Here is a 25,664-nt window from a genome sequence, read left to right as displayed (position 1 = left end):
ATTAATGGTGGTGTTTCTCAATGCTAATCACTTCAATATCAGTTGGTTTATAACGATGCGTATCCACTTCACCCACGAGTCGTACATGGTCACCGACCTTTAATCCTGCTTGACGCCAAATATCATCATCGATTTCCACACCAATCGTACCACTGGCATCTTTGAACTCATAGTGATCACTTTTGAGATGCTTGGTAATTTGACCCGTTAAAGTAACGCCAGTTTCATCTGCCATTTTAGCTGCTTGACTCACCGTCACAATATTTTTAGCGGCTTCTTGTACCAGCACATGATCATCTTTACCCGCCCAAGCGCTTGAAGATAATCCGAATGCAATCAAAAGTCCGCAACTTATCATCAATCTTTTCATTCTGATCTCGCTTTGTTTAACACCTTATAATCTAAGCAGATATTCAGGCTTAAGTTTGTAATCATCGGTAAAATTTATGGGTAAAAAATAACCCTCACTTGTTCAAGTGAGGGTTATTTTTCATCGATTATTATTTTTCAATGGCATGATCAAGACTAAAACGACCAGCACCATGCAGCATCAGATAAAATAAACCACCCGACATTGCTAAATTTTTCATAAAGTTAATTTGTTGTGCTTGATCATCGGCAGCATGAAAAAGAAATGCGGTCAGAATACTAAAGATCGCTAAGCCAAAAGCAGCAAAACGTGCTTGGAAACCAAATAACAGTGCTAAACCACCACCAAATTCAACCAAAATAGTCAGCGGCAACAATGCCGCTGGGACGCCCATAGCTTCCATATAACCTGCCGTAGCACCATAGGCGGTAAGTTTACCCCACCCTGCAATGATAAATATATAAGCCATCAAGATACGAGCAATCAGCGCCACGGTATTTTCTACACCAGGCTGCGTCACGATATTTTTTACAACAACATTCGGATTTAACATAATTTATTCCACGTAATTTTTTTAAGATGAAGCTAGTTTATGTATCTTTTATTTTGCGATAAACACTATATTTGTTCACGCATCGTTCTATATTTGAAACAAAGAAAGCTTTTTGTTCTTGCATAACCTCGTCTGTGACTCAAGTAAAGTTACCAATTAATTTGCTTTTTATACTGACATTCCACACATGCACTGTTAGGATTTAGCTCAAATTTATAGTGTTAACATTTTCATGGAACTCATTGATTTTATTCTGCACGTTGACGAACACCTTTTAGAATTTATCACCAATTACGGCGTATGGATATATGCCATTTTGTTTCTCATTATTTTTGTTGAAACTGGCTTCGTGGTCATGCCATTTCTACCAGGTGATAGTTTACTTTTTGCAGCTGGTGCACTTGCCGCTTCAACAGGTGTGATGGATCCATGGATATTAGGTATTTTACTGTTTATTGCGGCTGTATTAGGCGATACCGTTAATTATCATATTGGTCACTATATCGGTCCGCGTGTATTCGAATCTAACTCCCGCCTCATCAATAAACAGCATTTACTTAAAACGCAGAAGTTTTTTGAACGTCATGGTGGAAAAACCATTATTTTTGCTCGATTTGTTCCTTTCGCACGCACCTTTGCACCCTTTGTCGCGGGCGCAGGTAGCATGAACTATAAATATTTCCTTACCTATAATGTGATTGGTGCGTTCTGCTGGATTGCATCGTTTATTACTTTAGGTTATCTCTTTGGAAACATGCCAATTGTGAAAGATAATTTCACCTATTTGATTTTCGGTATCATTATTATCAGTGTCTTACCAGGCATTATCGGCTTTATTCGCCAAAGAATGAATCGACAAAAAGCTTAATCAGGATGCTTTGTTTCTTGATTTAAAAGAAACGGAATACCATTGGAAGCATACAGATTAGCAACAACATGGCCGATCCTTTATATAAATGGTCGGCTTTAATACCCGCTAAACTCCCCGCCAATAACGCACGTCCAAATACCATCCAAAAAATAGAAACAGGGATCAATACCAGCGTAAAAATCATAAACACCAATGCCGCATTTTGGACCGAATTCCATGTCTCAAGCGGGAAAATTCCTGCTGCTAACAGCACCGTTTTTGGGTTTTTTAAAGTCGAGACAAATAGTTGTGTTTTGCGTATATGTTGATGATGTTGAAAATGTTTTTGTAGATGAGAGCTTTTCCAGAGATGAAATGCCATCCACACTACATACAGTAAACCGCCCGTATGAAGAATGACGCCAAGTGCCGGCCAAATTGGTTCGAAAAGATGGATAAACAATGCCCATAAACTCACACCATATATATAGCCTAACCATTCTATAGGGATAAAAGCGAGTGTTTTAGGTACACCTTGTTGGTGTGTTGCACTGGCAAGCATAGCATTAGTTGGACCGGGAATAAGTAACACCGCCAACATTGCCAAAACAAAAAACCAACTCTCTATCATATATATACCGAATGACTGTTCGTGGTCGCCACCTTAAACGAATTTAGGGGGAATAGACAAGTTTTAAGCGATCACGTCAATAGACAAGATTAGGAAAACAGCAGAGTAAATTTAATTAAGATTTTGATTTTTATATTTTTTTCTTGAAACATTTTGCTAATATTTAGTTTTTATTGCCGTAGCGAACTACGGCAATAATCGCTAAAAACTAAGATTTCGGTCGTGGTTTCACAATAATTGGACAGCCTTTAAACTGTGCTGCTTGCACAATTGCATCTTGCTGACCCAAAACTTTCGCAAGTTCTGTATTTTTGGTATTCATCGACTGACCCATATTCACGGAAACAGAAGGACCAAAGCCCCAACCGCTTTTGCCACCCCAGCCGCCACCAAGTCCCACGCCAACCCCGACACCTGTTCGTTTCGGCGTCTGTACACCATTGTCAATATAATGCTGAATACGGTTGTATTCCGCTTGCAGTTGTTGGCAGTTTAAAGCTTGGTACTGTGTCGGTGAGACATAAGCGGGTTTAACCGTTGATGCACAAGCACCTAATAGCATCGTCGCGGCCAAAACAGGCATCCAATATAAGCGTTTCATAAGGTTCTCTTATTGCTTTGATTCAATCTCATTGAACAAGGTGACATAAGCAAGGGTCAACTTATGTTCAGATGCCAAATGAATCAATGGTAAATTCTTTTGATGTGATTCTTTCATCAATACAGATGGTGGCAGCATGCTTGCTAACACAGGCAGGCCTTCATCTTTTAACTGTTGAACCACTTCACGCGGTAATTTTGCCTGAGACTGGAATTGATTGACCACGATTCCTTCAATCTCCAAGCGATCATTATGATCATCTTGGGTTTCGAGCACATTTTCAATCAAAGTTTGTAACGCACGTTTTGAAAATACATCACAATCAAATGGAATCAACACACGTTGTGCTGAAATCAACGCCGATAAAGTAAAGAAATTAAATGCAGGTGGTGTATCAATATAAATACGGTCATAGCGCGAGCTCAAGACCTGAATCGAATCACGTAACTTATAAATTTTGTGCTTACTTTCCAAAGCATGCTCGAGCGTACCTAAACTTGGGCTCGCAGGAATCACATCCAAGTTTTCAAAAGATGTGCGATGTACGTAACTGTCTAAACCTTTGCTGCGCGGTGCTTTAAGAATTGAGCCGATGGCATTGCCAATCAAGCCCTTTTGCTGTGTGGTCGCTAAAATATCGTCAAAGAAATTTTCAATATTAGGCTCTAATGCGGCTTTGTCCGCAGAATATGTCGCATCTTCACCTAAAAGGTATTGGCTTGAATTTGCTTGCGGATCTAGATCAATCACCAAGGTTCTAAGCCCTTGTTTAGCGCTAATCGCGGCTAAATTTACAGTGATACTTGATTTCCCCACACCACCTTTTTGGTTAAATACCACACGAGTTAACATGATTTCCCTCTACACGATTTTTTTGCAAATTGCACACAGTTTAACCTAGTGCCCCAACAATTACTAAAACAATGTCAGACAATTACCCAAAAACGGGCTTCATCATCACCAAGCCAAGAATCCCCACCAATGCAATTGCACCGATCAAAACACCGACACGACGTTGCACCAATAAAATATTGTTATCTTCTCGATAAGTTTTAATCATAGAAGACCAAAGTACAAAAAATAGAATCACTTTGGCATAGAACCAAGGCTGTACTTCAAAGTTATTCATCACCAGTAATATTGCGCCAGTGATAATAATCAGCGTCAGCGACAAATGTTGTAAACCCACAAAGCCTTTGCGTACTTTAGGACTAGGTTGTTGCTGTTGTGTCCCCACGAATAAAGTCGCAGCGCGTGCAACAAAGACCAGTATCAACAAACTGACTGCTGACATATGAATAATCTTGGTGATTAAATGTGCATCCATAATCAATCCTTAAGGTTTTGGTGCATGTGCACATTCAGGGCTTGCCGGTGCTTGGCCTTGCCACTCACTTGGCACATAGGCATGAATAGCTAAAGCATGAATCTGTCCCGGACTCATCAGCTCAGCGGCAACCGCATAAATTTTTTGATGACGTTGTACCAAACGTAGGCCTTGGAACGCATCACTGACCACAATCACTTTAAAGTGTGATTCTTTCCCAGGAAAATAACCGCCATGTCCTGCCGACTCATTGATCACTTCAAGATGGCTCGGAGCGAGGGTTTGTAAACGTTCAATCAACTGTTGTTCTAATTTCATCAGTCACTCCGTAGGTTCAGATTGAGGTAGTCCACTAGTATACATGAGCGTACCTTGAGTAAAACGCTTATACAAAATTTCGCTTTTTGCATTTTTTAATCCCAGAAGTGCTTTTATTTTATGCAATTAATCAATTTCTTTGCATAAAATTATTGACCCTATTTTTGCATAATGTATTATACACGGCATGCGGGAATAGCTCAGTTGGTAGAGCATAACCTTGCCAAGGTTGGGGTCGGGAGTTCGAGTCTCCTTTCCCGCTCAAATTTTTTAGTGTAAGTTTTAGAAAAAACTGCTCAATAAGCGGGAATAGCTCAGTTGGTAGAGCATAACCTTGCCAAGGTTGGGGTCGGGAGTTCGAGTCTCCTTTCCCGCTCCAGATTCAAAAAAAGCCCTAGTCGAAAGATTAGGGCTTTTTTTCTTATCTTTTAAGCAAGATTGCCAGCTAGCCTTAATTGCATTTTAAAGCCGACTAACTTTTCATATTCGTAGATTTCTTCCAGAATGATAAAGTTTTTACGCTCATAAAATTTTTTCGCAGTTAGCGTAGATTCAAGCGTAATTTTATCGAGTTGGTGAGAAAGAGAAATGATGAAATCAATCATTGCACTTCCTATGCCATCGCCTTGATAATCAGGTAAAACATAATTTAGAAGGATGACTCCCCCTTTAGACATCAAAATAAAACCTACAATCTTATTGTCCTTTTTGTACACATACGAATAAGAGTTGTTTATCCAATTAATGATATTTTCTTCAGTTTTATTTGATAACCATTCATCAATAACATTTTGATTACCTTGATGATCTAGAGAGCAAGACACTATACTTTTTTTGATAACATTTAAGATTACTTTTGCATCTTGCTGTTGAGCAATTTCAATCATATTTAAACCTCAAAACAACGATTTGCAATAAATGATAGTTCCATAGATTATCATCTAGCGTAATTTATGTTGGTGACTATCGCTAACGTTGGGGGCGCGAGTTCAAGCCTCCTTTCCCGCTCCAGATTCAAAAAAAGCCCTCATCGAAAGATGAGGGCTTTTTTTTTATCTATATATAGATTTCACAACTAGGATTGATCAGTAATCTTCGTTTTTAAATCTAATTCATTTGATTGCTGATAAGTTTGAGCAATTCGGTCACGTGGCATAAAGGTTGTTGCGACTATCGCAATCATTGCCATCGAACCAATATAAATCATAATCAAATATGGATTGCCACCACCGACACTCAATAACTTGGTTGCAATCAACGGTGCAATACCACCACCCAATACGCCTGCCAATTGCACTGAGATCGAGATGCCACTATAACGAATTTCAGCAGGGAACTGACGTGCGAACAGTTGTGCTTGTGGTGCGTACATAATTGGGAAAACCACACCGATTGCCAAAACAATCGCAGTCCAGACCAATACAGGATCTTTGGTGTTTAACATACTAAAGAATGGATAGCTAAATAGTGCCAACACACATAAGCCAAACATAAACATATTGCGCTGACCAACTTTATCTGACAAATGTCCACACAGCGGCGTCATAAATAAAATCACCGCTGCACCACAGATGGTGGCAAATAAAATATCTTGTCGTGGAATCCCCAATTGGGCCGTGGTGTAGGCCAAAGTAAAAGTGGATGCAATATAAAACCATGCGTTTTCAGCGGCACGCGCCACGATAATGGTAATGAGTTGTTTAGGATGTTGTTTAAACACCTGTAACGCAGGAACTTTGATGTTTTCAGCTTGTTGCTTGACCTTCTCAAAGTCAGGTGATTCAGGTACTTTGACGCGGATATACCACCCCACACCGAGTAAAACAATGCTCGCGAGGAAAGGAATACGCCAACCCCAACTAAACAATGCTTGTTCAGGAAGCAAGGACACAAGCCCAAGTGCAATCGAGGCCAACATCAAGCCGCCACCGGTACTGGCTTGAGGCAAACTGCCCCAAAACCCTTTTTTGCCGTCAGGTGCATGTTCAACCGCCATCAGCACTGCGCCGCCCCACTCACCACCCATTGCCATACCCTGAATAAAGCGCAAGATCACTAAACAAATCGCAGCCCAATAGCCGATTGTTTCATAAGTGGGTAACAATCCAATCAATACGGTGGGAATACCCATCAACATGAGAGTCAGTAACAACATGGACTTACGCCCGATCTTGTCACCAAAGTGACCAAATACTAGACCACCTAAAGGTCGTCCGATGAAACCCACTGCATAGGTACCAAATGCTGCGAGTACACCTGTCAGTGGGTCAAGATTAGGAAAAAACAATTTGTTGAAAATCAGTGCCGCTGCCGCACCATAAATAAAAAAGTCATACCACTCGATGGTGGTACCAACCATGCTAGAAATCCCTGCCAATCGATGTGACGACTTTTTAGGGGACGAACCGTTTCCATCTGTTGCTTGCATCACAATTATCCTTATTTAGATCTTTTTGTTTTAACTTTGACGCTTATGGACAACCCTGACCATAAGCATTTCAAATCCCGCTGTCTTTCTGTGCGCTTTTTTATTTTTTTTATAATGTGTTTAGCTAAGTTTTTCTAAAATTTGCTCCAGTTCAGGGTTGGCTTTCTTCCATTGAGGTTGTTTGTCTTTATCAACAATCAGCGCACGTACCCCTTCAATAAAGTCGCCATGCTCAAACCAAATATCCTGCAAATCACGCTCAAGTTGCATACATTGCTGCAAGGAAAGTCCACGACCTAAATATTGTAGTTTCAAACTGGTTTGTTTCGCGCTGAATGAACGCTGTTGCAAAATGTTGAGCATCTTGTCCGCCCAAGCTTTTAAATGCTCATCTTGTTCATTTGCAAGACTCTGCTCAATCTCATCTAAATGTTGGAAACCAAAATGTTTACGAATCGCTTCAGCATACTGTTTCAATTCACTTTCTGCTGGGCGGGTGATAAAGCAACTCACAATGTGTTCAATGTTCTGTTGGCTTAAATCGGTTTCTGCAACCAAGGCATCTTGCAAGGCTTGCAGTTTTTCACTGGGCACATGGTAGTCAATCAAATCCAAATAAAGGGCATCACTGCTACTGATTTGCTCGCCTGTAATCGCCATATACACGCCTATGTCATCCAAGCGCGATAGGAAATGAGTAGCGCCGACATCTGGGAAAAAACCAATCGCTGTTTCAGGCATGGCAAAGCGTGATTTTTCACTACTCACAATGATGTGGCAGGCTTGCGCTAAGCCAAAACCACCACCAAGCACATAACCATCGAGCAGAACGATAACAGGTTTTTGGTACTCACGTATGGTGGTGAGCATCTTATATTCGGCACTAAAATACCCCTGATGATCTGTCGTGCCCAGTTTATAACTGTCATACAGATAGCGAATATCGCCTCCTGCACAAAAGGCTTTCGGGCTGTTCGATTTAATTAAAATCGCTTGGATAGCAACATCATCTCGCCAAAGCTCAAGTTGGGCTCGAATCCCCTCAATCATCTCAAGCGATAGTGCGTTCAGATGTGTCACTCGATCTAATGTGATCATGCCCAGACCACCTTGTTGCTCAATCATTAAGTGATGTACTGTATTCATTTTTATAGATCTCTTATTTATTTTTAAAATTGGCTTGCCGTTTCTCTACAAACGCTTGCATGCCTTCTTTTTGGTCCGCAGTGGCAAAAATAGAATGGAACATACGTCGTTCAAAACGTAATCCTTCGGTTAGATTGACCTCGAACGCACGGTTAATAGTTTCTTTCAGCATCATGTTTGCGGTCAGAGAGCGTGTCGCAATTTGTTCAGCGGCTTGTAGGGTTTGTTCGAGTAGGTCTTCTTTGTTGAATACACGTGCAACCAAACCACTTAACTCAGCTTCTACTGCACCCATTTGTCGTGCGGTGAGGCACATTTCCATGGCTTTGGCTTTACCAATCGCATGGGTTAAACGTTGTGTACCCCCGATCCCCGGAATCACACCTAAAGTGACTTCAGGTAAGCCGAACTTGGCATTATCAGCGCAGTAGATAAAGTCACACATCAATGCTAATTCACAGCCACCACCCAAAGCATAGCCACTGACAGCGGCAATCAAAGGTTTACGGCGTTGAGCAATACGATCGGCAAGATGGAAAAAATCATCAAAATAAATATCAGGAAAATTCAGCTCCGCCATTTCCTTAATATCCGCACCTGCTGCAAAGGCTTTTTCAGAACCCGCTAACACGATACACCCAATCTCACGATCTTTTTCTAATTGATCGAGGGCTTGATTCACTTCACTGATCAATTCACTGTTTAGGGCATTCAACGCTTTAGGACGATTGAGGGTAATTAACCCAACACCATTACGCTTTTCCAATAAAATAGTTTGCCACTGCATCATTCATTCCTTGTTTTGGTTTTATAGGCTACGTGCGATCACTAAACGCTGAATGTCGCTGGTGCCTTCATAAATCTGACAAATTCGTGCATCACGATAAATTCGCTCAATCGGAAAATCTTTGAGATAGCCATAGCCACCAAAGACTTGTAGCGCATTTGAGCAAACGCGCTCCGTCATTTCCGAGGCAAATAGTTTCGCCATGGATGCTTCATTCAAACAGGGTTGACCTGCTTCTTTCAGACGTGCGGCATAGTGCACCAACTGTCGTGCTGCCTCGATTTCGGTGGCCATGCTGGCCAAGCGAAAGGCAATCGCTTGATGCTCAAAAATCGGTTTGCCAAAAGTCAGACGTTCTTTGGCATAGCGCGTCGCTTCTTCTAGTGCCGCTCGTGCTAAACCCACCGCTTGTGCAGCAATACCAATACGACCACCTTCCAAGTTCGCGAGTGCAATTTTTAGACCTTCACCTTCTTTGCCCAGCATCAAACTTTTGTGCACACGAACATCAGTCAAGGCGATCTGACAGGTATCCGAAGCATGTAAACCTAATTTCTCTTCGACACGAATAACTTCATAACCTGGCGTATCGCGCGGTACTAAAAAGGCACTGATGCCTTTTTTGCCTGCACTCGGATCAGTAACCGCAAACACAATAATCACCCCTGCATTATGACCCGAGGTAATAAACTGTTTCGCACCATTGAGAATGTAATCATCGCCATCTTTGACCGCGCGGGTTTTAAGCGCAGCGGCGTCCGAACCAGTATGTGGTTCAGTTAGAGCAAATGCACCGATCATTTCACCTTGTGCTAAGGGCTTCAAAAAACGTTGTTTTTGCTCGTCATTGCCAAATTTTAAAATCGGCACACAACCGACCGAGTTGTGCACGCTCATAATAGTCGAGGTCGCGCCATCCGCAGCTGCGACTTCTTCCAGTGCCAATACGTAAGCGAGATTGCCAGTATCAGATCCTCCCCATTGCTCTGGCACCAGCATGCCCATAAAGCCAAGCTGCCCCATTTGCGCCAAAGCAGCTTTGGGAAAAGTGCCGTCTCGATCCCAATCACTGGCATAAGGTCTGATTTGTTCTTGGGCGAAGCTTTTCGCCATATCACGAATGAGTAATTGTTCTTCGGTCAATTGCATATTTTCGTCCTTTAACCTGCTTTCGCTTGTTGTTTCGCAATTTCCTGATTACGTAATAAAAAGCGCTGAATTTTGCCACTTGGTGTTTTCGGCAGTTCTGTCACAAATTCAACTAAACGTGGATAGGCATGTGCGGAAAGGCGTTTTTTTACAAATTGACTCAATTCTTCAATCAGCACACTTGAAGGCTGAACGCCTGCCGCTAAAATCACAAAGGCTTTGACCAATTCAGTCCGATCTGGATCAGGTACACCAACCACGGCAGCTTCGATCACAGCATCATGTTCGAGCAACGCACTTTCGACATCAAAGGGTCCAATTCGATAGCCTGATGTGGTGATCACATCATCACTTCGTCCAACAAAACTCATGCTCCCATCGGCATGTAATTCAGCAGTATCACCCGTCAAATAGTAATGACCGACAAAAGGCGATTTACGACTTTCCTTGTAGCCACCAAACCACATCATCGGTGATTGGCTAATATCCACCGCCAAAATTCCTGCGGTGTCTGGCGGAAGTTCTTCGCCTTGTTCATTCACCACTGCAACGCGATATCCCGGCGTTGGAAAACCTGCGGCACCTGCACGTATTTCATGATTTAGACCATGATGATTGCACACCACCATACCCACTTCTGTTTGTCCATAATGATCAAAGATCGGTGCATCTAAAGCCTGTTTAAACCAACGAATCACTTCAGGATTGAGCGGTTCACCTGCACTACTCACCACACGGAATTGCCCTTTTAACGATGCCATTTGTACAGGATCCGCCGCCATCAACATACGATAAGCTGTCGGTGAGCCTGCCAAGTTAGTAATCTGATAATCTTTCACGATTTGGCATAGGCTGTCTGAGCTAAAACCGCCCTCATAAAACAAAGTGGCATGTCCTAAGAATAATGGCCCAGTAATCGCGTAGTACAAACCATAAGCCCAACCCGGATCGGCAATATTCCAAAAGGCATCGTCTTCAGTTAAGCCAATCGCATCTTGCATATATCGTCCAAAAGCAATTAAGGCTTTTAGTGGTACTTCGAGTGGCTTGGCGGGTCCCGTTGTGCCTGAAGTAAACATCAATAGGAACGGGTCTTGGATTGTACGCATGACCAATTCACATTGATCAGATTGCTGATTCAGCTCATCCCAAAAGTTAAAATCATCTACATGCAGTGCTGTGCCTGCAGCATCCGCAACCGTCACAATGGCGGGGCATTGCTCAATTTCATCCAGCTTGCTGCGATTGCCTACATCGGTCACGACTAACTTGCTTTGTGCAAGTTGAATACGATGTTCAATGGCTTTAGGACCAAAGGCAGTAAATAATGGCTGATACACTGCACCTATTCGCCATGCTGCTAAAATCGTTACGATCAATTCAGGTGTTCTTGGCAATAATCCCGAGATACGATCGCCCGCCTGTACGCCTTGTGATTTTAAAAAGTTGGCAAATTGACCGGACCACTGTTGTAATTGAGCAAAGGTATATTGTTGCTTGCGTCCATCTTTGCCTTGCCAATACAAAGCCACTTTTTCACCGTCTACATGTCGGTCACAACACTCATAACACGCATTGAGTGCGTCTAATGAACCTGACAGCATTTGTTTCGCTGTGCTTTCTAAATCAAAAGCTTGTGCGACATCTTTATAATTTAACATCTCTATTCCCTCAGTCTGGATTTGTAGTTATTCATGACAGAGTTTCATGATTCAAAGCCATCCTATGGCTTCGTGCTTATAGCTTGGTACTTAGACTTCTTCTGGAAGGTACTGCTGGATAATGCTGGAGAAATCAAGGTGGGCATTACCACGCATACACATTTGCTGATATAGCTGTTGCACCATGCCGCCCAACAAAATCGGCTGTTTAACCTGCCCTGCCGCTTCGACTGCGAGACCTAGATCTTTCAGCATCAGCTGTGTCGCGAAACCATCTTGATAGCCACGAGAGGCAGGTGCATTCTCATTGATATGTGGCCACGGGTTACAGATCTCTGAACTCCAGCAACGACCACTTGAAGTATTCACCACACCTGCCAATGCTTGTGGATCAATCCCCAGTTTCGCACCCAATGCCATGCCCTCTGCCACAGCAGCCATCGAGATACCGAGAATTAAGTTATTGCAAATCTTGGCAATTTGTCCTGCGCCAACATCGCCACAATGAATGACATTTTTGCCCATGTGACTGAGTACAGGTTTAACTTCCTCAAAGGTCTGATCATTGGCACCCACCATAAACGTTAAGGTACCCGCTTGCGCGCCAATGGTGCCCCCTGAAACAGGTGCATCACAAATGTGAATATTTTTACTTTGTGCAACTACCGCAATATCTTTAATGGTTTGTGGGTCAATGGTACTGCTGTCTATACACAAAGCACCTGCTTTCAAGACCTCCAACACACCATCTTCACCGAGATAAACCTCTTTAACATGCTTTGCTGCTGGCAACATACTGATGACCACATCTGCATGTTTGGCTGCGGCTTGTGGACTGTCACAAACGATGCCACCCGCATCAGCGAAGTGCTGATTTGCCACGTCACTGAGATCATAACCATAGACTGTAAGTCCTGCTTTGAGCAGGTTATGGGCCATTCTGCCGCCCATATTTCCGAGACCGATAAAGGCGATATTCATCCGTGATCCCCTTAACGTAAACTAATGGTGGTGTTTACACTGCCCACTTCATGGCTGTCTTCAAACCAACGACTGGTAATGGTTTTGGTTTGGGTATAGAACTGCACGGCCTGCTTGCCGTATGGTCCCAAATCGCCCAGTTTTGAACCTCGAGAACCAGTAAAGCTAAAGAATGGCACAGGTACAGGAATTGGAATATTGATCCCAACTTGACCAATATCAATTAAGTTTTGGAAAGTACGAGCTATCGCACCGCTTTGAGTAAATAAACCGACACCGTTGCCAAATGGATTGGCATTGATCAGCTCAATCGCTTCTTCTAAAGTGTCTACAGCAATAATTGCGAGCACTGGTCCAAAGATTTCTTCTTTGTAGATGCGCATGTCAGTGGTCACGCCATTAAAAATGGTCGCACCAACAAAGTTACCTGATTCATAACCTTTAACTTGCACATCACGACCATCGAGTAACAGCTCTGCACCTTGCTCGACACCGCTATTAATCAAGTCAATCACGCGTGCTTTGGCTCGTTGTGAAATCACAGGTCCGATATCCGTGTTCGGCTCATGCCCTGCATTCACGGTTAAAGTTTTGGCTTTTTCAACCAGCTCTTGAACCCATTGCTTGCTCTCACCGACCATCACGGCAACCGAGAGCGCCATACAACGCTGTCCTGCTGCACCAAAGGCCGCACCAACCAAGGCATTGAGGGTTTGTTCTTTATTGGCATCTGGCATGACTACGACATGGTTTTTCGCGCCCATCATCGATTGCACACGTTTGCCATATTGTCCTGCGAGGTTATACACATGGGTACCCACTGCAGTCGAACCGACAAATGAAATCGCTTTAATATGATGATGTGTACAGAGACGATCCACCACTTCTTTGCCGCCATGAACCACATTCAACACACCAGCAGGTACACCGGCTTGAAGCGCAAGTTCAACCAACATCATGGTGCTTAAAGGATCTTGTTCAGAGGGTTTCAACACAAAAGTATTGCCGCAGACGATTGCCATTGGGAACATCCACAACGGAATCATGGCTGGGAAGTTAAATGGAGTAATACCTGCACAAACACCTAACGGTTGTTGCAAGGTATAAGTATCAACCCCACGTGCCACACCTTCGATGTACTCACCCATTTGCAGTGTACCGACGGAACACGCATGCTCAACCACTTCTAAGCCACGTTGAATATCACCTTCCGCATCTGCCAAAGTTTTACCCTGTTCAGCGGTAAGCACCTGTGCAATTTCTTTCATGTTGGCACGAATCAAATCTTGCAACTTGAGCATGATACGCATACGTGCCTGAATCGGGGTTTGACGCCAAGAAGCAAAAGCATCTTGTGCAGCTTGAATGGCAGCATCCACTTCCTGAATCGTCGCAAAAGGCACACGACCAATCACTTCCTGAGTCGCAGGATTGACGATGTCTTGCCATTGCTGTGTTTCAGATTCGATGAATTGTCCGTTAATGAGTAATTTAGCGGTTTCCAATTCGATTTTTTGGATTGTATTCATAACCTCTCCATAGGCACTATTTTTATTGTGTTCATATGTTCGAAAATAGCGATTCGTCGTATTTTCTTTTTTTAACCTTTGGTTGAGACTAACAAACAAATCTTTGACCACCAACGCAAATTAATGCACGATTGGTGTGCAAAAATGCACAATGGATACAACAACAATGAAAGTGGATTGGGATCATCTGCAATTTTTTCTGGTTCTGGCACGGACCAAGACCTTGACCAGTGCCGCACGGATCATTGGTGTCGAACACAGTACCGTGGCACGGCGTATTCAGGCTTTGGAACAGGCTTTAGGCACCACACTCTTTAAACGTGAAGCCACCGGATATGAACTAACCTTCGAGGGACTGGCACTTGTTCCGCAGGTTGAACAAATGGAACAAGCGTTCTTACAAATCGAAAAACCACATCAACCGTTGCAAGGTCGTGTGCGAATTGGCACACCTGAAGGCTTTGGTACGGCATTTCTTGCACGACTGCTGGCAGAGTTTTCGATTCGATATCCGTTACTGACCATCGACCTGATCCCCGTTCCCAAAATGATCAAGCTTTCACATCGTGAAGCCGATATCGTAGTATCGATTGATCGCCCCACCTCAGGCCCTTATATCATTACGCGTCTGTCAGATTATTGTTTAAAAATTTATGGCAGCAAAAATTATCTATCGCACAACCCACCGATTCGTCGGCTGGAAGATTTAACCCAACATCGTTTTGTGAACTACATTGATGATCTGGTGTATAGCCCAGAATTGTATTGCCTAGAACGCTTACCCCTAAAACTGAATGCGAACTTTCGCAGTAGCAGTATTTTGGCACAACAGATTGCGGTGAGTGCAGGTGCAGGATTGGCGATTTTGCCCAAGTTTTTGGCAGACGACAAAGCTGAGCTTGAAGAAGTTTTAGAGCAACAGGTTCGCTTTAACCATACCTTCTGGATGCTGACCTTTGTCGATTTACAACATGAACCACGGATTAAACTGGTTTGGGATTATTTACGTAAACAAGCTGATCAATATCAACATTTGCTCATTGATTAACGATTTAAATGGCAGATAAAAAAAGAGCCAATCCTTTAGGATCAGCTCTTTTAACTATCGTTTGATACCTAGATTATGCCAACTCTCGTTGCAATTTTCGCATCCGTGGTTTGTACACGAACTGGTAGGTCACAGCTAAAATCAGCAACCAAACTGGACTGACATAGAGTGCTTTTAAAGTATCGGGTTCAAGTGCCAAGATCACCAAGGCAAACAGCAAGAATGCAATCACCAGATAAGACATCCAAACCCCACCCGGCATTTTAAAATTCGATTGCAAGTGTAACTCAGGGCGTAACTTACGGTAGCGGATATAGCACACCATAATCAGGCTCCAAACACTGATAAATAAAATCACACACAGTGCGCTTGCCAAAGTAAAGGCTTCTAGCGTATTCGGTACAAAGTACTGTAGCACTGCCCCGCCCATGATAAAAACACAAGAGAAAAATAAGCCATTGGCAGGTACGGCTTTTTTCGACAATCGCCCTAATGCCGCAGGCGCTTGACCATCTTTAGATAAACCAAACAACATCCGACTGGTCGAGAACACGCCACTGTTCATGGATGACATCACTGACGAGAGCACCACTAAATTCATAATAATCGCAGAGGTGACAATCCCTGCATTCATGAATAACTCCACGAATGGGCTTTTATCTGCACGAATACTATCCCACGGCGTGACCGCCATCACCACCAATAATGCCAAGACATAGAACAAGATGATCCGAATCGGAATCGCATTAATCGCTTTCGGGAGATTCTTATGCGGATCCTTGGTTTCAGCCGCAGTGGTTCCAACCAGCTCCACCCCAACAAAGGCAAAAACTGCAATTTGGAAACCCGCTAAAAAGCCATCCAAACCTTTGGGGAACATGCCACCATGTGACCAGACATTACTTAACGATGCCACAGCACCTTCAGGCGCTTGGAAATGACTAAAAATCATATAACCACCGACACCAATCAAGCCGAGAATCGCGAGGATCTTAATCAAGGCAAACCAAAATTCGATCTCACCGAATAGACGTACGGTCAACAAATTAAGACCCAGTACAAACAGCACACAACCCGCACTAATCAAAGCCTGACCCATCGGCGTAAATGACACCCCATCTGGCAGCCAGAAACCCAAATAATTGATCACCGCAGCTAAATCTGCAATCCCAACCAGCACCCAACCGAGCCAATACGTCCAACCGATGTAATAGCCTGCCCATGGTCCAATCAGATCATGTGCCATATCCACGAAAGATTTATACTGTAAATTGGCAAGCAATAACTCACCAAGTCCCCGCATCAAAAAAAAGAACATGGTCCCGATGATGATGTAAATAAAGAGAATCGAGGGACCTGCCAGAGAAATGGTTTTGCCTGAACCCATAAATAGTCCAGTGCCGATCGCACCGCCAATGGCAATCATTTGTAAATGACGATTGGAAAGCTTGCGTTGTAAGTCGTTCGGTGCGTGTTGATCTTCTGAATGCTGTTGCATAACCGTCATAAAAAGTTCCCTTTTTCTTATTCCTGTATGAGCCAGCCTTTTTATTTTGTTGCGTTGATTCACGCTCTGTTAAAATGGCTGGCGCATATTCATTGCAAGAAAATACGCATCTGCTGCTGTTTTATCTACAATAAATACGTTACTTTTCATCTTTTTTAATATTATTTAAGCAAAACGATCACTGTTCGCTTTATTTTTGTGCTGCAATCACTGCAATTTCAATGAGCCAGTTCGGATTGACCAAATCGGCTTGAATCGTGGCACGCGACGGTGCGACACAACCTTTTAACCAATCCACATAAATCGCATTGACCGTCGGAAAATCAGAGAGATCTTTTAAAAACAGTTGAACCGACAATAAGCGTGATTTATCGGTATTTGCCGAAGCCAAGAGCTGCTCAATCGTCGCCAGAATATCTCGAGTTTGTCCTTCAATATCGAGGTCTGGATTTTTAGGCACTTGTCCTGATAAATACACCACCTTGTTAAAAACAGTGACGGCACTCATGACCTCAGTCGAGTTGATTTTCTGAATATCAGAATGTGACATGATGATTTCCTTCGTCTTGATTGATAAATTTGACACGTGCGGTCACCCCACACATCAGTTCATAACCGACGGTGCCTGAGGCTGCTGCAACATCATCAATGGGTAAAATACTTCCTATTTTTGAGGCCCCCCAAAGCACAACTTCACTGCCAATCACAGCATTTGGGATGGGCGTTAAATCGACAGCCAACATATCCATGCTGACTCGACCAATGGTGCGGGTACGAATGCCATCCACTAAAATAGGTGTGCCTGTCGGTGAAATACGTTGATAACCATCGGCATAACCACAGGCGACGATGCCTATGCTCATTGGCTGTTCAGCGACAAAACTAGAGCCATAACCGACGCTTTGATGGGCATTTAATTGTTGTATTGCAATAATTTCACTGCGCAGACTCATGCTTGGGGCGAGTCCCCAATCTTGAATCGTGTGTTTTGGATAATCAGGCGAACTGCCGTAAAGCATAATGCCAGCACGGACATAATCAGATTGCAGTTGAGTGGCGTATCTGAGGATGGCGGCACTATTGCTGATCGATCTTTCACCGGGCAAATCTTGAATATTGCTCTCAAATTCAGTCAGTTGATAGTCCACGCCCGCTTGACCAAAACGCTCCCCATCCGCATCGGAGAAATGCATCATATGGGTGATTTTCGCGACATTGTTAAGACGCTGAAGATGTCGCCACACTTGGCGATATTGTTGTGGCTTGAACCCTAAACGATTCATACCACTGTTCATTTTCAAGAAAATATCGAACTGGGCAGGATAGATATGTTGTTGTAACCATTCCACTTGTTGTTCATTATGAATGGTGAAACTGAGTTGATATTGCGCGCAGTCAAACAAGTCTTGGGGTGAAAAAATACCCTCAAGCAACAGAATCGCTCCTGACCAACCCAATGCGCGTAAACGTTTGGCTTCATCAATATCGAGTAAGGCGAAGCCATCCGCTGTTTTAAAAGCATCGTAAACACGTTCGATCCCATGCCCGTAGGCATTGGCTTTCACCACAGCAAACACCTTGCTATTCGGCGCAGATTGCCGAACACGCTCAAGATTTTGGCGTAACGCTTGGTTGTGAATCACCGCAGTAATTGGACGAGGCATAATCAACTTCCTTGTAACTTCAAATTATGCCGCGTGTGAATAACGCTGAATTGACAGACCATCGGTACTAATCTCAGTACGATGATTCATGACCAAATCGCTGATCAACTTGCCCGAACCACAAGCCATGGTCCAACCTAGCGTGCCATGCCCAGTATTCAAGAATAGGTTCTTATATTTGGTCGCACCAATGATCGGGGTACTGTCTGGGGTCATCGGACGTAAGCCAGTCCAGAATGATGCCTGTTCTAAGTCTCCACCGGGAAATAGATCTCGTGTCACCATTTCTAAAGTGCCACGGCGGTCTTCATTCAAGCCCAGATTAAAACCGCTTAACTCCGCCATACCACCGACACGAATCCGTTGATCAAATCGCGTCAGCGCAACTTTATAGGTTTCATCCAATACAGTTGATTGTGGCGCAAGGCTAGGATCAACAATCGGCACGGTGAGTGAATAACCTTTCACTGGATAAACAGGTAAATTCAGTTCAAGTGGTTTCAGGAAGTCACGTGAATAACTGCCAAAAGCCAGCACAAATCGGTCTGCAGTCAGGATTTCACCATTGACCATCACGCCTTTAATCTGATCGCCTTCAACAATCAGTTTTTCCACATTTTGATCAAATTTGAATTCGACACCCAAGTCTTGGGCGATTTTTGCCAAAGCATTGGTAAAGAGGTAACAATCGCCTGTTTCATCATTCGGCAAGTGCAAACCACCCACCAGTTTATCGCTATGCGCCAATGCGGGTTCGACACTGCCCAGTTGTTCAGCATTGAGTAAATTGAAGTCCACACCACATTCTTTTAACACCTGAATATCACGTTGTACCGCTTCAAGTTGTGCCTCATTGCGAAACACTTGTAGTGTGCCCTTAGAGCGATTTTCATAATGAATCCCTGTTTGCGCTCTGAGGTCACGTAAACAATCACGGCTATATTCAGCCACACGCATCATGCGTTCTTTGTTGACCGCATAACTTTGTGGATTACAGTTTTTTAGCATTTGTGCCATCCACTGTAGCTGCCACATACTACCGTCCACACTTATTGCAAGCGGTGCATGATGTTGGAACATCCACTTCACTGCTTTAAATGGAATACCGGGTGCAGCCCACGGTGTTGAGTAACCTGGCGAGATTTGTCCTGCATTACCAAAACTAGTTTCTTGGGCAGGGCCAGACTGACGATCAAGTACAGTCACCTGAGCACCTTGTTGCGCAAGGTAGTAAGCACTTGCCACACCAATAACACCACTTCCTAAAACGATAACGCGCATAATAGGTCCCTCTCGCCCACTAGTTTATTTAACTAGTATATTTTCGTATCAATAGTTTTTTTGACTGTTTTTATGCTTATAATCTAGGTAATTTAATCGATTTGTCATGAAAAAATTAAAATAAAAGGAAATAATCTATGCGTACATTAGATCGTATTGATCGCCTGATTTTAGAGATTTTGCAGCGTGAAGGTCGTATTGCAATAAGTGAGCTGGCATCACGTGTCAATTTATCGACCACGCCCTGCTCAGAACGTGTGAAACGATTGGAGCGTGAAGGTGTGATCATGGGCTATTATGCTCGGCTCAACCCTGCATATGTGGATCGCAGCTTATTGGTATTTTTAGAAATTAAGCTATCTGCCAAATCAGGTGATGTATTTGATCAGGTCGCGAGAGATCTGGTCGATATTCCTGAAGTATTAGAATGCCATTTGATTTCAGGTGAGTTTGACTATCTAGTGAAAGCACGACTCAAAGAAATGAGTGCTTATCGACGCTTATTGGGTGACTTATTGAAAAAATTACCCGCATCTGCATCTTCACATAGCTATGTGGTGATGGAGGAAGTAAAAGAATCTTTATATTTAGATATGAGTAGGAGCTGACGTTCACAGTCGTTTATGACAGCCCTAAGCTAAAGCGCGTCTGGCTCGGACACGCTTTAGAGATACAGATATTTCACGATTAAAAATATTTTAAAATCGCGATGTGTTTATTTTGATGTTTGAATGTTGAAAACCACTTCACCACAGGATAAAGCGCAAAAGACAACCCAATCGAAATCAGCCACAGCATCCATACATGCGCAACCGAAAGATAAGCGCCTTGATTGACCCCCAAAATACTTACCGCAAGCACATAGAGCAATTTCAACACATACAAATGCAGTAGATAAAAGAACATCGGCACTGAACCAAACACCACCAACGGTTTAAACCATTGTCGTTGTTGCCAACGATCAAATACCACCAAAAGGATCAGCCCCACACCGACATTCCACAAAAGGAAAAGTAATGAGGGTGGATATTTCGTCAGATTAAAAAAGCTCATGATACTGAGTTGTAAACTATCAAAATGCTGCCAAGGCTGATCACCATAGACATTGATCAAACGCAGTAAAATAAACAATCCGAGACTGATCAAGCCGATGCCCAATAAATACTGATTTCTTTGTTTGGCGGTGTATTTTTGACTAAAGAAATGTCCCAAGGCATAGCCCAATAAAATCACCCCAATCCACGGTAAAATAGGATATGAAGTACGTAATTTGATTCCTGCAAACTCGATCCAGCCACGCTCATGCAAAACCAGCCACAATGTCTGCATTGCAGTTCCTTCGGAGAAATGCACGCTGTCTAAAAGATTATGCCCAAAAATAATAGTCAGGCCGCTCAGGACCATCACAGGTAAAGGCAAACTAACACACGCCGCCAAGACCACCATACTGATCCCGATCGCCCAAATCACTTGTAAATAAATCACGTCTGGCGGGAATGTTGCGGTCCAAGCAAAATTGACCAACGTCAGCTCAAGTGCAATTAAAAACAGACCACGCTTTAATAAAAAAGCCCGTGTTTGTTGCAAACTTTGTGTTTTTGAATAGAACAGAAAAGCTGAAATACCCGTTAACAACACAAAAATAGGTGCACAAAGATGTGCCAACACACGACTGCCAAATAAAGCGGGTTCAGTCGCGGATACATCCATTGGATCTGGTACTTGTTTATGCAGATAGAAAGTTTCTCTGACATGATCGAGCAACATGATCAGAATGACCAAACCTCGTAATGCGTCAATCGACTGTAACCGTTGGCTCGTTTTCACTGAGGACATAACAAAAAAAGATTTAAAAATTAATGTAATGTTATACTATTACAAAACACTCCTTTTGTCTTTCTTTGGTTGATGATTTATGCAACGCACACTTGGATTTTGGTCTTGCTTGGGGCTTGGTCTTTTCTCTACAACAACATGGGCAGATGACCCGACCACGGTACTTGAAACCATCCGTATTCAAGCGGATACATCTCACCAGGATGTCCAACAAAACAGTAGCGGAACCAAATTCTCCCACGATGTACTCGATATCCCCTTTAACCGCTCTTTTATCTCTCAACAAGTGATCGAACAGCAAGATGTGCAACGCATCGATGATGCTTTAACACTGGTGAGTGGTGTGTTTCATCAAAGCACGCTGGGGGGAGGATTTTGGGATAATTACTCCATCCGTGGCTTTAGCACCGATCCGAATTTGGGGGCGGCCATGATCCGAAATGGTTTAAGTGTCAACCGAGGCATTAGCGCACCGAAAGATATGGTCAATATCGAATCACTGGATTTTTTAAAAGGCCCCATGGCTGCATTATATGGTCGCGGTGAAACGGGAGGTCTACTCAATATCAATAGTAAAAAACCACAGTGGGAAAGCGAGAGCGAAATTCATCTTCGTGCCACTAGCCAAGAGCAATACCGCATCAGCCTCGAACATACTGCCCCGATCAATGATACATTGGCTTATCGATTTGCGATGGCTCATGAAGACAACCAAAGCTTCCGAGATCATGTCAGTAGCGAACGTTGGTTTTTCTCACCACAACTGACATGGAAAATTTCCGATCAAACCCGACTCGATTTTGACAGTGAATTGACCCAACAGCTCGGCACATTTGACCGTGGCATCAGCACCGTTCAGAAAAAATTTGTGATGAATCCTAAAACCTTCACAGGTGAACCACGTGATGGCGACATGCGGGTCAAAGATCATTTTTATCAATTGCGTCTAAGCCATGAATTTAATGATGCTTGGAAGCTCAACAGCGCGTTAAGCTATAAAGATGCGCAATTGACAGGTTTCTCAACTGAACCCCGCCGTATGCAAGCCGATGGACGAACCTTGGAACGTCAACGTCGCTACCGTAATTATCAAAGTGAAGACCTATTAGCGCAAGCGGAACTACTCGGAAAGTTAGACAGTTCTTGGGCACGTCATGAGGTCGTTGTTTCAACAGAATTGGGACAATTGGACTATCGTCAATATCAACAACGTCGTAACCATAGTGCTGAGCATCCCAATACGATTGATATTTATCAACCACGTTATGGGCAATATTTGCCAAGTTTAGCGCCATTTACAGATACCGATGAGCGACAACGTTATTTTGCACTCAACTTACAAGATCAGATGTTCTTGAATGATCAATGGAGCATATTAGTCGGTACTCGCTTTGATCGAGTCGAACAAAACTTTGAAAATCATCTGAGCCAAACTCAACACAAGCAGACCCTCAACCAAGCCAGTCCACGCTTCGGTATCAATTTCAAAGCATCGGATCAATGGTCGCTCTATAGTAACTATGGTCGTTCCTTTGCAATGAACAGCGGGATGGATCGCAACGGTGAAAACTTTGCTCCTGAAAAAGGTCAAAGCTATGAAGTTGGAAGTAAATATCAGTTCAATGATCGCAGTCTGCTCAGCCTCGCATTATTCAAAATGCAGAAGCAAAATGTGCTGACGACCGACCCTATGGATGGCAATTTTCAAACTGCTGCGGGGGAAGTCAGCAGCCAAGGAATCGAGCTTGACTTCAACAGCCAATTCACGGATCGCTGGTCACTCAACGCCAATTATAGTTATACCGATGCCAAGATTGAAAAAGATCAAGATCTAGCAGCAGGCGCTCGTCTAAGTAATATTCCTAAGCATCAAGCTTCGATCAGCAGCAACTATGAGTTTTTACAACAAGGCGCAACACGCGCTGGCGTGGGCGCAAACATCAGTTATGTTGGCGAACGTAGTGGACACAATCTAGATAATGGTTTTGATTTGCCAAGTTATAGTTTGGTCAATTTAAATGCCTATTACGCACCGTCTGATCGCTTGCGCTATCAGTTCAACCTAAATAATCTACTTGATAAGACCTATTATGTTTCAAGTTATAGTGATTTGTGGGTTCAACCGGGTGAACCTTTGAATGCCTCTATTTCTGCACAGTTTAAATTTTAGTGAAACCGCACTCAGCTTGTGTCACAGCAGCTGAGTGCTTCAACTCAGTTATTATTATTCATCTTCATCATAGATGTAGCTCATACAGCCCCAACCATCATATTCACCATCAAACTCTTGGGCGATCCGAGTCATCCACTCTTCCAAATCTACAATATCTTCATGTTCAAGCATCATGTTGACATGAATATTCAGCACCCACATATCCGAACCATCTGAATGCAATTCTTCTTGAAACATTGAGATTTTTTGCTCTTGGTGTAAAAGATGCAAAGCACATTTTTCAATTTGCTCTTGTTTCTCAAACACAATCGAAAATTCCACCTCATGGGGTTCGCTCAGGTCATTGCCATCTTCAAACATTTGCCATAGCACATTGCCGTTGTCGTCATCAGGAAATTGTTCATGGTCACGTGTCATAAGAGTATCCTTTGTTATGTATTTGACTTGATTGTTTGGCTATAGATTAACCCATTTTTATGTCAGTTTTTAGACGCATTAATATAATTATTGTAGCCAGAACTTGAGCCAAATCATCGCTGTGAATTATCACACAGGATGCTTAAATTCAATTGAAAGCACCACTTGATCAAGACATCGAATGCCATTTTCAAAAATTGGTTCAGGATAGTTTTTAAAAGCATCGCGCTCGATATGCGACATGCGAAAACCGCATTTCTGATACAGCCCGAGTTGATTTAAACTCGAATTCCCTGTTTTCACCCATAAGTTTTGAACTGCCAATTGCGCGGCATATTCAATCGCAGATTGAATTAAAACCTTCGCCAAACCCTGCCCTTGCATCCTTTGATCTACCGCCAGATTTTGAATCTCCGCCTCATGATCATTTTGAGTTAGACACAGTTGCGCAAGGAGATGATCCTGCTCATCAACAATCACAAAGATATTTGCTTGTCCTAGATAGGTCGAGATTTGCGCCCAATCAGGGTCTGCTTCCAATAACAACAACTTTAATTGGGCTTGTTGTTGTTCGGATAGTCCGACCCACGACCTGTGTTGAACGGGATACATGGTTCTACCTCTTGCAGATGATGATTAAAACGTTACCTCAGCGTGAATTTCAACATTTTGCATATTTAAGGGATGTTGAAATGCCAGATAAGCGGCATGCAAAGCCATCCGTTTTAAATGAAACTTGGCAGGTTCAGGATGATAGAGTTTATCCCCCATAATCGGATGCCCAATATGCATCATATGGACCCGAAGTTGATGCGAACGCCCCGTCACAGGCTCCAAACGGACTCGACTCTGATCGGTTGTAACATCATAGTCTAGCGATTGAAATAAGGTTTTGGCTGCTTTGCCTAATTCAAAATGCACCATCTGACGTGGACGATTTTCCCAATCCGTGATCAACGGAACATCAACACTGCCTTCAGCCGATATCTGGCCCTGAACCAGAGCCACATAATATTTTTTGACGGTTCGTGCCTGAAACATTTTACTGACTGCAACTTCGGCATCACGATGCTTGGCAAACATCAACAAACCTGAGGTTGCCATATCCAAACGATGCGTTACTTTGGCTGCTGGATAACGTTCTAATATCCGTAAATAAGCACTGTCTTGATGCTCAGGCAAACGCCCCATCACCGACAAAAGCCCTGCAGGCTTATCTATAACCACCAAGTCCTCATCTTCATACAAGATTTCAAGCGGCGCTTGAGGGGGTATATAAATAAAGTTGTCATTTAAAGGCATGAGCAGAAAATGGTGTTAAAGAAAAGCGCAAATCATAAAGAAATTTCCACCATTCAGCAAAAGCATTTTATGGTGGATCATCACATCAAAAAAATATTTGTTCCA

At 43.1% G+C, this 25,664-nt stretch carries 27 protein-coding genes and 2 tRNA genes; 6 read left to right on the top strand and 23 right to left on the bottom strand.

Annotation, left to right across the window (positions count from 1 at the left end):
* Position 1: 1 nt before the first annotated feature.
* A complete protein-coding gene (locus tag EXE30_RS11520; protein WP_130162506.1) occupies positions 2–370 on the bottom strand; it encodes a NirD/YgiW/YdeI family stress tolerance protein in 369 nt (122 codons plus the stop codon).
* Positions 371–500: 130 nt separating this feature from the next.
* Positions 501–923: a DoxX family protein gene (locus tag EXE30_RS11515; RefSeq protein ID WP_130162505.1), complete on the bottom strand. Its 423-nt coding sequence runs from the start codon at positions 921–923 to the stop codon at positions 501–503.
* Between the two features lie 232 nt (positions 924–1,155).
* Between EXE30_RS11515 and EXE30_RS11510 the strand changes: the two genes are divergently transcribed.
* On the top strand, positions 1,156–1,791 hold the full coding sequence (locus tag EXE30_RS11510; protein WP_130162504.1) for a DedA family protein: 636 nt from the start codon (positions 1,156–1,158) through the stop codon (positions 1,789–1,791).
* 22 nt (positions 1,792–1,813) lie between these two features.
* Here the strand turns inward: EXE30_RS11510 and EXE30_RS11505 are convergent, their stop codons facing one another.
* The 5 genes from EXE30_RS11505 to EXE30_RS11485 form a co-directional block, all read right to left on the bottom strand.
* Positions 1,814–2,404 carry a LysE family transporter gene (locus tag EXE30_RS11505; protein ID WP_130162503.1) on the bottom strand — a complete coding sequence of 197 codons (591 nt, stop codon included), beginning with the start codon at positions 2,402–2,404 and terminating at the stop codon, positions 1,814–1,816.
* A 208-nt stretch (positions 2,405–2,612) separates the two neighbouring features.
* Positions 2,613–3,005, bottom strand: a complete 393-nt coding sequence (locus tag EXE30_RS11500) for a hypothetical protein (RefSeq protein ID WP_130162502.1) — start codon at positions 3,003–3,005, stop codon at positions 2,613–2,615.
* Positions 3,006–3,014: 9 nt separating this feature from the next.
* Positions 3,015–3,857, bottom strand: a complete 843-nt coding sequence (locus tag EXE30_RS11495) for a ParA family protein (RefSeq protein WP_130162501.1) — start codon at positions 3,855–3,857, stop codon at positions 3,015–3,017.
* Between the two features lie 82 nt (positions 3,858–3,939).
* The gene (locus EXE30_RS11490; protein ID WP_130162500.1) at positions 3,940–4,332 is read right to left on the bottom strand and encodes a SirB2 family protein; all 393 of its coding nucleotides are present in this window, start codon (positions 4,330–4,332) and stop codon (positions 3,940–3,942) included.
* Positions 4,333–4,341: 9 nt separating this feature from the next.
* Positions 4,342–4,650, bottom strand: coding sequence for a BolA family protein (locus EXE30_RS11485; protein ID WP_004668077.1), 309 nt, complete (start codon positions 4,648–4,650; stop codon positions 4,342–4,344).
* 189 nt (positions 4,651–4,839) lie between these two features.
* Between EXE30_RS11485 and EXE30_RS11480 the strand changes: the two genes are divergently transcribed.
* Positions 4,840–4,912, top strand: a tRNA-Gly gene (locus tag EXE30_RS11480).
* A 41-nt stretch (positions 4,913–4,953) separates the two neighbouring features.
* Positions 4,954–5,029 (top strand) — tRNA-Gly (locus EXE30_RS11475).
* Positions 5,030–5,078: 49 nt separating this feature from the next.
* On the opposite strand, the gene EXE30_RS11470 is transcribed toward EXE30_RS11475, so the two are convergent.
* From EXE30_RS11470 to EXE30_RS11435, 8 genes are all read right to left on the bottom strand, one after another.
* Positions 5,079–5,537, bottom strand: coding sequence for a GNAT family N-acetyltransferase (locus tag EXE30_RS11470; protein WP_130162499.1), 459 nt, complete (start codon positions 5,535–5,537; stop codon positions 5,079–5,081).
* 188 nt (positions 5,538–5,725) lie between these two features.
* The gene (locus EXE30_RS11465; protein ID WP_130162498.1) at positions 5,726–7,078 is read right to left on the bottom strand and encodes an MFS transporter; all 1,353 of its coding nucleotides are present in this window, start codon (positions 7,076–7,078) and stop codon (positions 5,726–5,728) included.
* A gap of 120 nt (positions 7,079–7,198) precedes the next feature.
* The gene (locus tag EXE30_RS11460; RefSeq protein ID WP_130162497.1) at positions 7,199–8,224 is read right to left on the bottom strand and encodes an enoyl-CoA hydratase/isomerase family protein; all 1,026 of its coding nucleotides are present in this window, start codon (positions 8,222–8,224) and stop codon (positions 7,199–7,201) included.
* Between the two features lie 13 nt (positions 8,225–8,237).
* Positions 8,238–9,011 carry an enoyl-CoA hydratase gene (locus tag EXE30_RS11455; RefSeq protein ID WP_130162496.1) on the bottom strand — a complete coding sequence of 258 codons (774 nt, stop codon included), beginning with the start codon at positions 9,009–9,011 and terminating at the stop codon, positions 8,238–8,240.
* A 21-nt stretch (positions 9,012–9,032) separates the two neighbouring features.
* Positions 9,033–10,160, bottom strand: coding sequence for an acyl-CoA dehydrogenase family protein (locus EXE30_RS11450; protein ID WP_121930385.1), 1,128 nt, complete (start codon positions 10,158–10,160; stop codon positions 9,033–9,035).
* A gap of 11 nt (positions 10,161–10,171) precedes the next feature.
* The gene (locus tag EXE30_RS11445; protein WP_130162495.1) at positions 10,172–11,821 is read right to left on the bottom strand and encodes an AMP-binding protein; all 1,650 of its coding nucleotides are present in this window, start codon (positions 11,819–11,821) and stop codon (positions 10,172–10,174) included.
* Positions 11,822–11,911: 90 nt separating this feature from the next.
* The gene (gene mmsB / locus EXE30_RS11440) at positions 11,912–12,802 is read right to left on the bottom strand and encodes a 3-hydroxyisobutyrate dehydrogenase (protein ID WP_130162494.1); all 891 of its coding nucleotides are present in this window, start codon (positions 12,800–12,802) and stop codon (positions 11,912–11,914) included.
* A gap of 11 nt (positions 12,803–12,813) precedes the next feature.
* Positions 12,814–14,331 carry a CoA-acylating methylmalonate-semialdehyde dehydrogenase gene (locus EXE30_RS11435; protein WP_130162493.1) on the bottom strand — a complete coding sequence of 506 codons (1,518 nt, stop codon included), beginning with the start codon at positions 14,329–14,331 and terminating at the stop codon, positions 12,814–12,816.
* Between the two features lie 166 nt (positions 14,332–14,497).
* On the opposite strand from EXE30_RS11435, the gene EXE30_RS11430 reads away from it, so the two are divergent.
* Complete coding sequence (locus EXE30_RS11430) at positions 14,498–15,379, top strand: LysR family transcriptional regulator (protein WP_130162546.1); 882 nt, start codon at positions 14,498–14,500, stop codon at positions 15,377–15,379.
* A gap of 73 nt (positions 15,380–15,452) precedes the next feature.
* Here EXE30_RS11430 and EXE30_RS11425 read toward each other — a convergent pair whose 3' ends face one another.
* The 4 genes from EXE30_RS11425 to EXE30_RS11410 form a co-directional block, all read right to left on the bottom strand.
* Positions 15,453–16,877, bottom strand: a complete 1,425-nt coding sequence (locus EXE30_RS11425) for an amino acid permease (RefSeq protein WP_165382410.1) — start codon at positions 16,875–16,877, stop codon at positions 15,453–15,455.
* 199 nt (positions 16,878–17,076) lie between these two features.
* Positions 17,077–17,436 carry a RidA family protein gene (locus EXE30_RS11420; RefSeq protein WP_005194535.1) on the bottom strand — a complete coding sequence of 120 codons (360 nt, stop codon included), beginning with the start codon at positions 17,434–17,436 and terminating at the stop codon, positions 17,077–17,079.
* Positions 17,423–18,550, bottom strand: a complete 1,128-nt coding sequence (gene alr / locus EXE30_RS11415; protein ID WP_130162491.1) for an alanine racemase — start codon at positions 18,548–18,550, stop codon at positions 17,423–17,425. The genes EXE30_RS11420 and alr overlap by 14 nt, the downstream gene beginning before the upstream one ends.
* Positions 18,551–18,574: 24 nt before the next feature.
* Positions 18,575–19,831, bottom strand: coding sequence for a D-amino acid dehydrogenase (locus EXE30_RS11410; protein ID WP_130162490.1), 1,257 nt, complete (start codon positions 19,829–19,831; stop codon positions 18,575–18,577).
* A gap of 137 nt (positions 19,832–19,968) precedes the next feature.
* Between EXE30_RS11410 and EXE30_RS11405 the strand changes: the two genes are divergently transcribed.
* Positions 19,969–20,439 (top strand): Lrp/AsnC ligand binding domain-containing protein, encoded by a 471-nt coding sequence (locus tag EXE30_RS11405; RefSeq protein WP_004668012.1) that lies wholly within the window; start codon positions 19,969–19,971, stop codon positions 20,437–20,439.
* 79 nt (positions 20,440–20,518) lie between these two features.
* Here the strand turns inward: EXE30_RS11405 and EXE30_RS11400 are convergent, their stop codons facing one another.
* A complete protein-coding gene (locus EXE30_RS11400; RefSeq protein WP_130162489.1) occupies positions 20,519–21,667 on the bottom strand; it encodes a DUF1624 domain-containing protein in 1,149 nt (382 codons plus the stop codon).
* A gap of 79 nt (positions 21,668–21,746) precedes the next feature.
* On the opposite strand from EXE30_RS11400, the gene EXE30_RS11395 reads away from it, so the two are divergent.
* Entirely contained in the window at positions 21,747–23,837 is a 2,091-nt protein-coding gene (locus EXE30_RS11395; RefSeq protein ID WP_130162488.1) for a TonB-dependent siderophore receptor, read from the top strand.
* A gap of 54 nt (positions 23,838–23,891) precedes the next feature.
* On the opposite strand, the gene EXE30_RS11390 is transcribed toward EXE30_RS11395, so the two are convergent.
* The 3 genes from EXE30_RS11390 to EXE30_RS11380 form a co-directional block, all read right to left on the bottom strand.
* Positions 23,892–24,257, bottom strand: coding sequence for a ribonuclease E inhibitor RraB (locus EXE30_RS11390; protein ID WP_121930395.1), 366 nt, complete (start codon positions 24,255–24,257; stop codon positions 23,892–23,894).
* A 129-nt stretch (positions 24,258–24,386) separates the two neighbouring features.
* Positions 24,387–24,869 (bottom strand): GNAT family N-acetyltransferase, encoded by a 483-nt coding sequence (locus tag EXE30_RS11385; protein WP_130162487.1) that lies wholly within the window; start codon positions 24,867–24,869, stop codon positions 24,387–24,389.
* Between the two features lie 24 nt (positions 24,870–24,893).
* The gene (locus EXE30_RS11380; protein WP_130162486.1) at positions 24,894–25,559 is read right to left on the bottom strand and encodes a pseudouridine synthase; all 666 of its coding nucleotides are present in this window, start codon (positions 25,557–25,559) and stop codon (positions 24,894–24,896) included.
* Between the last annotated feature and the right edge of the window lie 105 nt (positions 25,560–25,664).

Source organism: Acinetobacter halotolerans (assembly GCF_004208515.1).
Classification (GTDB): Bacteria; Pseudomonadota; Gammaproteobacteria; order Pseudomonadales; family Moraxellaceae; genus Acinetobacter; species Acinetobacter halotolerans.
Note: the sequence above shows the minus strand (reverse complement) of the source record. Positions and strands in the feature narration are given on the sequence as shown.